Origin of the sequence: Fibrella rubiginis (assembly GCF_017353185.1) — a bacterium.
GTDB lineage: Bacteria > Bacteroidota > Bacteroidia > Cytophagales > Spirosomataceae > Fibrella > Fibrella rubiginis.
In genome coordinates, this window is the sequence record NZ_JAFMYV010000010.1 from 299,608 (window position 1) to 312,159 (window position 12,552).

The 12,552-nt window shown below is 56.9% G+C and carries 10 protein-coding genes; 8 read left to right on the plus strand and 2 right to left on the minus strand.

Translation table 11 applies throughout. The features are described from left to right. Positions 1-48 precede the first annotated feature (48 nt). Positions 49-279, minus strand: coding sequence for a hypothetical protein (locus J2I47_RS19590; RefSeq protein ID WP_207366288.1), 231 nt, complete (start codon positions 277-279; stop codon positions 49-51). 397 nt (positions 280-676) lie between these two features. Between J2I47_RS19590 and J2I47_RS19595 the strand changes: the two genes are divergently transcribed. Next, on the plus strand, positions 677-3,988 hold the full coding sequence (locus J2I47_RS19595; protein WP_207366289.1) for a glycosyl hydrolase: 3,312 nt from the start codon (positions 677-679) through the stop codon (positions 3,986-3,988). 1 nt (position 3,989) lies between these two features. On the opposite strand, the gene J2I47_RS19600 is transcribed toward J2I47_RS19595, so the two are convergent. Next, positions 3,990-4,181 carry a hypothetical protein gene (locus tag J2I47_RS19600; RefSeq protein WP_207366290.1) on the minus strand — a complete coding sequence of 64 codons (192 nt, stop codon included), beginning with the start codon at positions 4,179-4,181 and terminating at the stop codon, positions 3,990-3,992. Here J2I47_RS19600 and J2I47_RS19605 point away from each other — a divergent pair. The 7 genes from J2I47_RS19605 to hisD all read left to right on the plus strand — a co-directional run. Then, positions 4,168-4,923: an SDR family NAD(P)-dependent oxidoreductase gene (locus J2I47_RS19605; protein WP_207366291.1), complete on the plus strand. Its 756-nt coding sequence runs from the start codon at positions 4,168-4,170 to the stop codon at positions 4,921-4,923. The genes J2I47_RS19600 and J2I47_RS19605 overlap by 14 nt on opposite strands. Positions 4,924-5,023: 100 nt before the next feature. Further along, positions 5,024-5,926, plus strand: a complete 903-nt coding sequence (locus tag J2I47_RS19610) for a helix-turn-helix domain-containing protein (RefSeq protein ID WP_207366292.1) — start codon at positions 5,024-5,026, stop codon at positions 5,924-5,926. Positions 5,927-6,064: 138 nt separating this feature from the next. Next, positions 6,065-7,060: a VOC family protein gene (locus J2I47_RS19615; protein WP_207366293.1), complete on the plus strand. Its 996-nt coding sequence runs from the start codon at positions 6,065-6,067 to the stop codon at positions 7,058-7,060. 57 nt (positions 7,061-7,117) lie between these two features. Further along, on the plus strand, positions 7,118-7,507 hold the full coding sequence (locus J2I47_RS19620; protein WP_207366294.1) for a four helix bundle protein: 390 nt from the start codon (positions 7,118-7,120) through the stop codon (positions 7,505-7,507). Then, complete coding sequence (locus J2I47_RS19625) at positions 7,504-8,721, plus strand: alpha/beta hydrolase family protein (RefSeq protein ID WP_229374784.1); 1,218 nt, start codon at positions 7,504-7,506, stop codon at positions 8,719-8,721. The genes J2I47_RS19620 and J2I47_RS19625 overlap by 4 nt, the downstream gene beginning before the upstream one ends. 116 nt (positions 8,722-8,837) lie before the next feature. Then, on the plus strand, positions 8,838-11,153 hold the full coding sequence (locus tag J2I47_RS19630; protein ID WP_207366295.1) for a glycoside hydrolase family 3 protein: 2,316 nt from the start codon (positions 8,838-8,840) through the stop codon (positions 11,151-11,153). A 109-nt stretch (positions 11,154-11,262) separates the two neighbouring features. Further along, positions 11,263-12,552: histidinol dehydrogenase (gene hisD, locus J2I47_RS19635; protein ID WP_207366296.1), on the plus strand; the 1,290-nt coding region annotated here is incomplete at its 3' end.

Below are 12,552 nucleotides of genomic sequence, written 5' to 3' on the forward strand. Positions count from 1 at the left end.
GAACAACTTTCCAGACCAACAGGACTCGCTTCGTACCGGCTCTTCTGACTAAAAATCGCCCACTAATACGGCTGCTTCGTGGAGGAGTTCGGTGGCGCGGATTTCGTCGGTGAAGGCTTCAATTGTGGCATCGACCACGTCGAGGGCAACCGGCTCGGCGGGAGTTTGGTTGTCGGCAACGAAGCCCGCCAACGCCCGGCCCATATAAAGCAGGTGCAACGCCGACAGCAGGGTTGGCAGGCGTTGGCTATGGCGGGTTTGTGGTTCTTCGGAAGACATAGATCAGGCTCTATAAACTCAATACAGCGATAAATCCACTAAGGTTTCCCAAGCGGGATAGGTTTCATTGGTTGGCCCTTGCCAGCTAAACGGCGTCATTTTTGGTTCGGGCTGCTTCGCCGGTAGCTCGTCAGTTTGCCTGGGTAAGCCTCGTTTGGGGTTTGCCTTTTTTTATGCCTGTGTCGATTGACTTTGCCCAAAATAGACAGGATTGGTGCTTGGTGAGCGTCAATATTGCCGGATTTTGCATAGTATTAGCCGGTTTCTGCCAATTTTATCAGGATACTCTTTAGCAAATTTGTTCAATAATTCCTGTTAATTAGTCAAAAAACGGCTAGCCGCCCTGGTTGCCTGTAGCAGTGTTTTGCTCCTGCTTTGCGCCTAACCCCTTTCCCATATGAAGCCACTATTCATTCCCTTATTGCTGCTACCAGCCTTAACGGTAGCTCAGCCTGCGGCCATGCAGCGCGATTTTCAGACGCCGCCTGCCGCCGCCCAGCCCCGCGTATGGTGGCACTGGATGAACGGCAACGTCACGAAAGACGGAATTCAAAAGGACCTTGAATGGATGAAACGGGTGGGCATTGGGGGCTTTCAGAATTTCGATGCCAGTTTGTTTACGCCTCAGGTGGTGCCTAAAAAGCTGGTGTTCATGACCCCCGACTGGAAAGACGCTTTCCGGTTTACCACCGAACTGGCCCAAAAGCTACAGCTCGAAATGGCCATTGCCGGGTCGCCGGGGTGGAGCGTAACGGGCGGGCCGTGGGTGCAGCCTCAGGATGCTATGAAGAAGTACGTCTGGACCGAAACAAGGGTAAAGGGCGGCACGGCATTCGCGGGTAAACTGCCTCAGCCACCGGCTACTACGGGTGCTTTTCAGCAAGTACCCATGCCCAGAACGAGTCTGCTGGGTGGGGCCGTGGGCGAACTGCCAACGTATTATCAGGATGCCGCCGTGATCGCGTACCGCCTGCCCAAAACCGATAAATTCCTGGCGCAGCTTACGCCCAAAATCAGTTCGAGTGGCGGTGCGTTCAGCCTGAACGAACTGACAGATGGCGATTTGACCAACGCCCGTCTGTTGCCGCCCATGGCCGTGGGGCAGGACATGTGGATACAGTATGAATTCGACAGTCCGCAAACCGTAAAGGCATTTTCGATAGCGGGAGCCAGCCATGTTGGTCTGGAAGAGTTCAACGGCGGGCCCAAAAACCGGGCCTTCAGCGTGAGCGACGATGGCGTTACGTTCCGGCAGGTAGCCACCATTCCGGGGAGCATTGTGGCGCAGAACACCATTCGTATTCCGCCCACAACGGCCCGCTATTTCCGGGTCACGTTCAGGACGCTGCCCCCCGAAGTGAATGTGTTTGCGGCAATGGCGGGTATGAAAGCCGAACCCGGCAAGCCCCTGGGCGTTAATATAGCCGAACTGGTGTTGCACAGCACCGACCGCGTTGATCAATTTGAAGACAAAGCAGGCTTTAATCCCTGGAAAGAACAACCACTGGCAACGGGCGGCGAACCCGCAGAGGCCATCCCGACCGACGACGTCATTGATCTGTCGGCTAACCTGACTACCGATGGTACGTTGACGTGGACGCCCCCCGCCGGTGACTGGGTGGTGCTGCGGCTGGGCTACTCGCTGACGGGGCGGCAGAACCATCCCGCCTCACCCGAAGCCACTGGTCTGGAGGTAGACAAGCTGGATAAGGTGGCGGTTAAAAAGTACATCGAGACGTACCTGGACATGTATAAAGAGGCCACCGGAGGCCAGATGGGGGCTAAGGGACTGCAATACATGATCCTGGACAGCTACGAAGCGGGGCACATGACCTGGACGAAGGCCATGCCCGATGAGTTCATGAAACGGCGTGGCTATGACCTCAAGCGCTGGATTCCCGTGCTGACGGGCCGGGTGGTGCAAAGCGTCGACGCGAGCGAAAAATTCCTGTGGGACTTCCGCAAAACCATCGGCGAGCTGATCGCCGAAAACCATTACGACGTCATCGGCGAGGCCCTGCACGCGCGGGGCATGAAACGCTATACCGAGTCGCACGAGAACAAGCGAATTTACCTGGCCGACGGTATGGACGTAAAACGCCACGCCGATATTCCGATGTCGGCCATGTGGACGCCAGGTAGCCTGGCCGGGGGTAACGACGAAGAAGTGCGTAGCCGGGCCGACATTCGCGAGTCGGCGTCGGTGGCACATATCTACGGGCAAAACCTGGTCGCCGCTGAGTCGATGACATCCATTGGCAACGCATTCAGTTTCCACCCGGAGAAACTCAAGCGCACCGCCGACCTGGAAATGGCGTCGGGCCTGAACCGGTTCGTAATCCACACGTCGGTGCATCAGCCACTCGACGACAAGAAACCCGGCTTCTCGCTGGGGCCCTTCGGGCAGTATTTCGGTCGGCAGGAAACCTGGGCCGAGCAGGCCAAACCCTGGATTGACTACCTGGGGCGCAGTTGCTATCTGCTGCAGCAGGGCAAGGCCGTGGTAGACGTGCTGTATTACTACGGCGAAAACCAGAACATCACCTCACTCTGCACCGAAAAGCTGCCCGCGGTTCCGGCCGGATACGAGTATGATTTTGTCAATGCAACCACCCTGCGCGACGAGTTGCGGGTTGCAAACGGCAAGATTGTAACTCCCAGCGGCCAGCAGTATAGCCTGTTGGTATTGGACCCCACCGCCCGGTATATGACCCTGCCGGTGTTGAAAAAAATCCGGGATATGGTGAAAGCGGGGGCTAAACTAGCCGGTACCCGCCCCGAACGGTCGCCCAGCCTGAGCGACAACGCCGCCGAGTTTACCGCCATTGCCGACGAAATATGGCGCAACCCGAACGTATCGGACAAGCCGATTGAGGCGCTGCTAACCGGCATGGGCATCAGCAAAGACGTGGTGGTCTCGAACAATCAGGCTGAGGTGCTCTACGTTCACCGCCAGGCCGACAGCGACATTTACTGGCTCAACAGCCGCAGCGACAGCACCAACTCGGCAGAAGTTAGTTTCCGGGTGGCGGGCCGAGTGCCACAGCTGTGGAACCCCCAGACGGGAAAGACCGAACGGGTGTCGTACCAGATCAAAGACGGGCGCACGATCATACCCCTGCGGTTTGCCCCCTGGGATGCGTATTTCATTGTTTTCGGCGACAAAACGACAGTGGCTTCCTACACTAAACCCGCCGTAACAGAGTCGATGGTTGCGCAGGTGGGTGGCAACTGGACCGTGACGTTCCAGGAGGGCCGGGGGGCACCCGCGCAAGCTTCGTTCAGTACCCTGGCGTCATTGTCGGACAATGCGGACCCCGGCGTCAAGTATTTTTCGGGCACGGCGGCCTACACCAACACGTTTACGATGCCTCAGCTGACAAAAAACGGTACGTATATCCTCGATCTGGGCGCGGTCAAGAACCTGGCCGAGGTGATCGTTAACGGCAAAAATGAAGGTATCGTCTGGAAAAAACCATTCCGGGTAGACATTACAGACGCCCTGAAACCAGGCGCCAATACCGTGCAAATCAGGGTGACAAACCTGTGGGTAAACCGGCTGATTGGCGATGCCCAACCCGAACGCGAGACCGCCGGCGCCACAAGCAAGATCACGTTTACTACCATGCCGTTTTATCAGGCCAATGCACCGCTGCTGCCCTCTGGTTTGCTGGGACCTGTGCGGGTATTGGCACAAAAGGGGCAATAGGTTAAAGAAATGCCTGATTGAGCGTGTGCCCGTTGAGCAACAGGCCGCCCTTGGTACATCCGAACAGCAACAACATCCGCCTGCCTGGTGCTACCAGACCCCCGGTGTTTTTGTGGGCGTCGTTGGTCATGGCAGGCGTTGGGTTGTACAGCCCAGCTTCAGGCATCACTTGTCTATCAATGGAATCGCGCATGGTATTAGCCAGAAAAATAGCGCTCGTTACGGGTGGCGCCGGCGGCATCGGCTCGGCCATTTGCCAACAGTTGGCCACGGCAGGTGCATCGGTGGTCATCACCTATAATAGTGATGCAGACAAAGCCCGGCGGCTTCTGAAGACGCTGCCCGGCAACGGTCATTCGACGTACCCAGCCTCTGTCACTAACCCCGATCAGTTAACGGCTCTGACTCAGTTTTTGACTGACACGTACGGGCGGCTCGACATTCTGGTCAACAACGCGGGCATCACCACGCCCGTGCCGCACGACGATCTCGACGCCTTGACCGACGAGTGGATTGACCGTATCTTTCAAACCAACTGGCGCGGTGCCTTTGCCATGATTCGGGCGTGTAAATCATTACTAATGCGTGATGCTGGTGGTCTGGTGGTCAACATATCGTCGGTGGCGGGGCAAACGGGCATCGGTAGCAACGTGGCCTATTGCGCGTCTAAAGCGGCGATGGATTCCATGACCCGGTCGCTGGCGCGGTCGTTGGCACCGGCCGTTCGGGTGGTGTCGGTGTCGCCGGGCTGGGTATTGGGCGATTACGCTCGTCAGTTCGACCCGGCTTATATTCAGGCACAGACCGACCTAACTCCCATGGGCCGCCTCGCCACACCCGACGACGTGGCGAACGCAGTGCTGGCCCTGGCCACTACGCTCACCTTTACTACCGGCAGCATCATTCCTGTTGACGGCGGAAGAAAACTATCCTGACTCGTGCTGATAGAACGCTGATGGTTATGATTTTTATGATAAGATCATAATCCATCATAAAAATCATAACCATCAGCGTTCTATCAACCCAACATCCCACATGATCAAGACCCTGCGCCCGGCTGAACTGAACGAACACCATTTTCGGTCGTCCGGATGGCAGGTGGAGCGTACGGCCGTGCACGACCTGTTTCACATCAACCGCATCGAAGCAATCCGGGAAAAGCTTGAATTCCCGATTCTGCCCCACCGCAAAACGCTCTTCGATTTTCTGCTGCTGACCCAGGGGCAATCGAGGCGGAGCAAAGGGTTAAACGACTATCAGTTTGAGGCTAATACGCTATTTTTTCTGCCTGCCTACCAGATTTCAACCCACGAATGGATGAGCGAAGACGCGCGGGGCTTCTTTTGCCACTTCGATTGGGGCCTGATCGAGCAGGTGTTTCCGCATAGCCGGCTGTTTGACGAGTGCTTATTTCTACAGCCCGAAGGTAACCCGCTGGTATCGATCGAGGCGGCTTCAGTGCCCTCTCTGATCTACCTGCTGGAACGGCTCGAACAGGAGTACGCCCGGCCCAGCGGGGCTGATCTGTCTGTCATTGCGGTTTACCTGACGGCCTTCTTTGCCGAACTGAAACAGATGAAACAGGCATCGGTGGCCGTTGCCCGTAATGCAGCGTACCGTATCATGCAGGCCTACAAAAATGCCCTCTCGCAGCATATCTATAAACGACAGCACATTACCGACTATGCCGAACTGCTGTCGGTGACGCCCGACCACCTGAACAAGTGTGTACGAACCACAACGGGCAAGTCGGCACAGGACCTGCTCATGGAAATGCTGCTGCTGGAGGCCAAGGTGCTGCTTTCCCAAACCCAGCTGTCTATTGGCGACATCGCCTACAAACTGACCGAAAAAACGCCGAGCGATTTCAGCCGCTTTTTCAAAGCGAAAACGGGCCTTACCCCAAAACAGTATAAACAGCTGACCGCCGCCAGGTAACAGCAGATAGGCTGGTTTTGACCGCTGTTCGGGAGTAAATGGCCGGATTATGCATAATTTTGGCCGCTTTTAGCCTAAAACCTGGTTGGGGTACGACATTAGATTTGCACTATAAATTAGTCAAATAATCGTACGTATATGGCCAGGAATCCCCACTACCTGTCGCAGCTTGCCCACATCGAAATTTATTCGCCCGACGTGGACAAATCGGTTCAGTTTCTCCGCGACGTGGTGGGGCTGGACGAAACCGGGCGTGACGAACAGTCTGTTTATTTTCGCGCCTGGGGCGACTATTTTCACCATACGCTGAAAGTGACGTACCGCGAAACAGGTGGCCTGGCCCACCTGGGCTGGCGGGCCGACAGCCCCGAAGCCCTCGATGACTGTGTAGCTTACCTGGAGTCTATCGGAGCCGGTTTGGGCTGGGTCGACGGTGATCTGGGGCATGGGCGCGCCTACCGGTTTCTATCGCCCGACGGGCACACGCACGAGGTGTTCTGGGAGGTGGTCTGGCTGCGCGAAACGGGCGAGAAGGGCAGTATCTATGCCGACCGCTACGCCAGCAACCGGCGCATCGGTGTGAACCCCCGCCGGTTCGACCATATCACGTATATGGTGGCCAAATTCCAGTACGGCAAGGAAAAGGCCTTCTGGCAGGGCATGGGCCTCAAAAACCCCGACGAAGTACGTATCTCCGACGAAATTCCGCCCGTAGGTGGCCTGTGGACCATTGGCAACCTCTCGCACGACATCGCTGTTTTCACCGACCCCACCATCGACGGGCCGGGGCAGGGCGTATTTAACCACATCGCCTTCAACTTCGACAGCCGCGAGGAGGTGCTGCTGGCCCTCGATTATTTCACCGAAAAGGGGTTCAAAAGCGTGATGGGGGCACCCACCCGCCACAAGGCCGATGAGGGGTTTTTCATCTACATCACCGACCCCGGCAGCGGTATTCTGTTTGAGTTCTACGCCTGTGCCCGGCTCATCTTCGCCCCCGACCACGGCCCGGATCTCCATTACCTCAAAGACAACCCCAACGACGCCTGGGGCACGGCCAACCCCTTCGCCGAAATGGGCAAAGGCAAAGCACTCGGCCTCACCGATGGCGTGGTAAAACCAGTTGACATATGATGATTTCGGATTGGGGATTGCGGATTTTGCTGACGCCGGTCTGCCAGTGCAGTCACCATGCTCCGACGAAATGAACAATCCAAAATCCTCACGACTCCGAAGGAACTGCAAGACCGCTTGAAATCATATGCCATTGACATTGTCCGTTTTGCGGAAGGCTTACCTGAATCGCCGGGGTTTAGAACTGTACGTAATCAAATTGTTTGCTGTGGACCATCTTCGGCGGCAAACTATCGGGCCGCTTGTCGCGGCAAATTACCCGCTGATTTCAAACATAAGTTAGAAATTGTGGAAGAAGAACTGGACGAAACAATGTTCTGGCTGGAATTTACAGTGGGTCTTGATGAAACGAAACGTACCAGCGTCGGCCCGTTATGGAAGGAAGGCAACGAACTACTGTCAATCATTATCGGATCAATTAATGCAACAAAAAGAAAACTTAAATGATCAAAGATTTCGGATTGGCTGACGCCAGTCCGCCGGTGCGGCCACTCTGCTCCAGCGTCAGCAACAATCCAAAATCCGCAATCCCCAATCCGAAATCAAAAATGTGGCATTATTTTCCGGGGCAGTATATGCCCTCGTATCAGGTTAACCGGGCGTTGACGCAGGCGCATTATGGCGGTGGCGAATTTGCCGAATGCCTGGAAGTGGCTAGTCAGATTACACCCGGTGATAACGAGAGTTTTCACGCCGCCTGGGTCAGCATGGGCAATAAGGTATTTGCCATCGGCGAAACGGCCCTGGCCAACGGCAACCCCATCACGGCCCGGCGGTCTATGTTGCGCGCATTCAACTACCTCCGTACGGCCGAGTTCTTCCTGAAGCCCAGCGACCCCCGCAAAATGCCAACGTACCTGAAGGCACGGGAGGCGTTTCTGCAGGCCATTGCCCAGTTCGACCAAAAGCCTGTTCAAGTACAGGTTCCGTTTGAAGATTCTTTCCTGCCCGGTTACCTGTTTGCCCCCGCGGGCATTCAGCACCCGCCGCTGATGATCATGTTCGGTGGGCTTGACAGCCTGGCCGAGGAGCTTTACTTCGGCATCTCGCAGCACCTCAACGAACGGGGCATTGCCCTGCTGGCGATGGATGGCCCCGGACAAGGCTATGCCCTGCGCGTCAACCACATCCTGACGCGCTACGATTTTAACGTGGCCGGTACGGCGGTGCTGGACTGGGCCATCAATAACCTGGGTGACCACGTCGATACCACCCGGATCGGCATCGGTGCGGTGTCGATGGGGGGCTACATGGCGGCGCGTTGCGCAGCCTTCGAGCCTCGGTTTAAGGTATGCATGGTGTTTGGCGCGGTATGGAGCTATTACGACATCTGGAAAAACCGCCCCGACACCCACCCGCTGGCCGAAATTGTGCAACACATCGTGGGGGCCGACAACATGGCCGATGCCCGCGAACGGCTCAAGCAATTTGCCCTCGATGACGTGGCCGGCCAAATTTCGATGCCGACGTACATCCTTCACGGAGAAGACGACCGGCAGAATTTTGTTGAAAACGCCTACAAGCTGGACGCCGCCCTGACTTGCGAACACGTGCTGGAAGTTGTCCCGAAAGAGGAAAGCGGCTCGGCGCACTGCCAGATCGACGACTTCACGAAGACATTCAACATGTATGACTGGATTGCTAAAAAGCTAAACTCGTAACTGGCTGATGGGCCGCTGATTGTTATGATCCTTATGATCTAAAATGATCTCTTTTTAAAAATCATAGTACATCATAAAAATCATAAAGATCTGCGGCCCATCCACATCGACATAAAATGAAGACAACCCTCCTTACCACCCTGTCCTGCCTGAGCCTGCTGCCCGCCCTGGCCCAACAAAAATGGACCGAAACTACCGCGGGAACGCATCGGATCATTACCAATCCGGGTGGTCAAACGCTGGGTTACTCACCCGAATCGGGCGTTAAGCTGTTGACCGTCAACGGACTGGCGTTTAAAGACCTTAACCGTAATGGAGCGCTTGATCCTTATGAAGACTGGCGGCTACCGGTTGGTAAGCGGGCGGCTGATTTGGCCCGTAAGCTGAGCGTGGAAGAGATTGCCGGACTGATGCTCTATTCGTCACACCAGTCTGTGCCTGCGCGGCCCGACGGCTATTTCGCGGGTACCTACAAAGGCAAGCCGTTCGTCAAAGGAGAAACCGACCCCAGCGACCTGACCGATCAGCAGCAGAAATTCCTGAAAGAAGACAAGCTGCGGCACGTGCTCATTACGTCGGTGCAGACACCGGCTATTGCGGCGCAGTGGAACAACAAAATACAGGCCTACTGCGAAGGCGTGGGCAAAGGCATTCCGGCCAACAACAGTTCGGACCCGCGCCACGGCACCGTAGCCCGCGCCGAATACAACGCGGCAGCAGGCGGGCGTATCTCCATGTGGCCGTCGTCGCTGGGCATGGCCGCCACGTTCAACCCGGCGTTGGTGGAGCAATTTGGCCGAACCGCCGCCGCTGAATACCGCGCCCTGGGCATCACCACGGCACTCTCGCCGCAGATTGATATGGCTACGGAACCACGCTGGGGTCGTTTTGAAGGCACATTTGGCGAAAGCCCAACCTTGGCTGCGGCCATGGCGCGGGCCTACTGCAACGGATTTCAGACTTCTACCGGCGCCAATGAAGTGGCCGGGGGCTGGGGCTTCGGGTCGGTCAACGCGATGGTGAAACACTGGCCGGGTGGCGGTGCGGGCGAGGCCGGACGTGATGCGCACTACGCCAACGGGAAATATGCCGTTTACCCCGGCAAGAATTTCGCGCAGCACATGATTCCGTTCACGACCGGAGCCTTCAAGCTGAATGGCAAAACGGGCATGGCCTCGGCAGTGATGCCCTATTACACGATCTCGTGGAATCAGGACACGAAAAACGGCGAGAACGTCGCCAACAACTACAACCGCTACATCATCACCGATTTGCTCCGCAACCAATACGGCTACGACGGCGTGGTCTGCACCGACTGGCTCGTTACGGGCGACCACAAGGCGATGGACGTGTTTGTCGACGGGAAATCGTGGGGCGTAGAAAAACTGTCGCTGGCCGAGCGGCATTACAAAATCCTGATGGCGGGCATAGATCAGTTTGGCGGCAACAACGACAAACTGCCCGTACTGGAAGCTTACCAGATAGGCGTGAAAGCACAGGGCGAAGCGGCCATGCGGGCGCGGATGGAGCAGTCGGCTGTGCGGCTGTTGCGGAATATCTTCCGGGTGGGGCTGTTCGAGAATCCTTATGTGAACCCCACCGAAACCACCCAAACCGTGGGTCGGGCCGACTTTATGAAAGCGGGCTACGACGCGCAGGTGAAATCGGTGGTGATGCTGAAAAACAAGGCAAACGTGCTGCCGCTGGCGACGACTAAAACCGTCTACGTACCCAAACGCTACGTGGCTGCCAGCCGCAACTTTTTGGGTATGGAAACCCCCGCCACCACCGACTATCCGGTGAACATGGATCTGCTGAAGAAGTACGTCCGCGTGACCGATAACCCCGCTGAAGCCGACGTAGCACTGGTGTTTATCGAGAACCCGAAGAGCGGTATTGGTTACGACAAAGAAGACCTGAAAACCGGCGGCAACGGCTACGTGCCCATCAGCCTCCAGTACGGCGACTATACCGCCACCGACGCCCGCGAAACCAGCCTCGCCGGCGGCGACCCGATGGAGACGTTCATCAACCGGTCGTATAGGGGCAAATCCGTAAAAACGCGGAATGCCACGGATGTGCAACTCGTGAAAGACACCCGCCAGCAGATGAACGGCAAGCCGGTGCTGGTGGTCGTGAATGTATCTAACCCAATGGTATTTAGTGAATTTGAGAGCGATGTGAATGCATTGCTGGTCAGCTTCAACGTGCAGGACCAGGCGGTGCTGGATATCCTGACGGGCAAAGCTGAACCCTCCGCCCTGTTGCCCATGCAGATGCCTGCCAGCATGAGCGTGGTGGAAAAGCAGGCCGAAGACGTGCCGTTTGATTTGCCCTGCCACCGCGACTCGGAAGGCCACACCTACGACTTCGGCTTTGGCATGAACTGGAAAGGTGTGATCAACGATGCGCGTGTGCGGCAGTACCACTAATAAAATGTCGGATTTGGGATTGCGGATTTCGGATCGGTTGCTTACGCGGGAGCAAACCCATGCGACAGCAATAAATCCGCAATCCAACATCCCAAATCCCAAATCCTCTATGATACAGCAACTTAAAAAAGGCATCACCTATGCCGAATCAGGCGAGGCCGATGCTCAGGTACGGGCCACCGTTGAAGGCATGCTGGCCGACGTTGCCAGGCGGGGTGATGCCGCCGTGCGCGACCTCTCGGCCCGGCTCGATGGCTGGTCGCCGGAACGGTTTCGGCTGTCGGCTGCGCAGATTGACGCCATTATGGCCAGCTTGCCGCAGCAGGTGATCAACGATATTCAGTTCGCCCAAACGCAGATACGGAACTTCGCGCAGATTCAGCGGGCGGCTATTCAGGATGTGGAAGTCGAGACGCTGCCGGGGGTTATACTGGGGCATAAAAACATACCTGTCAACAGCGTGGGTTGCTATGTACCCGGTGGTCGTTACCCCATGGTGGCCTCGGCGCACATGAGCGTACTAACGGCCAGGGTGGCGGGGGTGAAACGGGTCATTGCCTGTACACCACCCATCAAGGGCGAAATTCCGGCGGCAACCGTCGCGGCCATGCACCTGGCTGGGGCCGATGAAATTTATCTGCTCGGCGGGGTGCAGGCCGTCGCGATGATGGCCCTCGGTACCGAAACCGTGCAGGGCGTCGATATGCTCGTGGGGCCGGGCAACGCCTACGTGGCCGAAGCCAAACGGCAGCTTTATGGTAAAGTGGGCATAGACCTCTTTGCGGGGCCCACCGAAACGCTTATCATCGCCGACGACACCACCGACGCCGAAACCTGCGCTACCGACCTGCTGGGGCAAGCTGAACACGGACCCACTTCGCCCGCGATTCTGCTCACCACCAGCCCTACCATTGCCCACGGTATTCAGGCCGAAATTGACCGGCAACTCCAGAGCCTGCCCACCGCCGATGTGGCGGGCGTGGCCTGGCGCGACTACGGGCAGGTGATCCTGGTCGATACGGTAGATGAACTGATTTCGGAAGCCGACCGCATTGCCTCAGAGCACGTGCAGGTGATGACCAAAAATCCGCGCCTGTTTCTGGACCGCATGACCAACTACGGCGGCCTGTTTCTCGGCGACAAAACCAACGTGGCCTACGGCGACAAGGTGATTGGCACCAACCATACTCTCCCTACCAAAGAAGCCGCCCGCTACACGGGAGGACTGTGGGTGGGCAAGTTCCTGAAAACCTGTACCTACCAGGAAATCAGAACGCCCGAAGCCAGCGCCATGATCGGTGAATACTGCTCGCGCCTCTGTGCCATCGAGAACTTCGCCGGTCACCAGGCACAGGCTGATTTGCGCGTGAAACGATTTGGGCGGTCCGCCGCTGCGGTT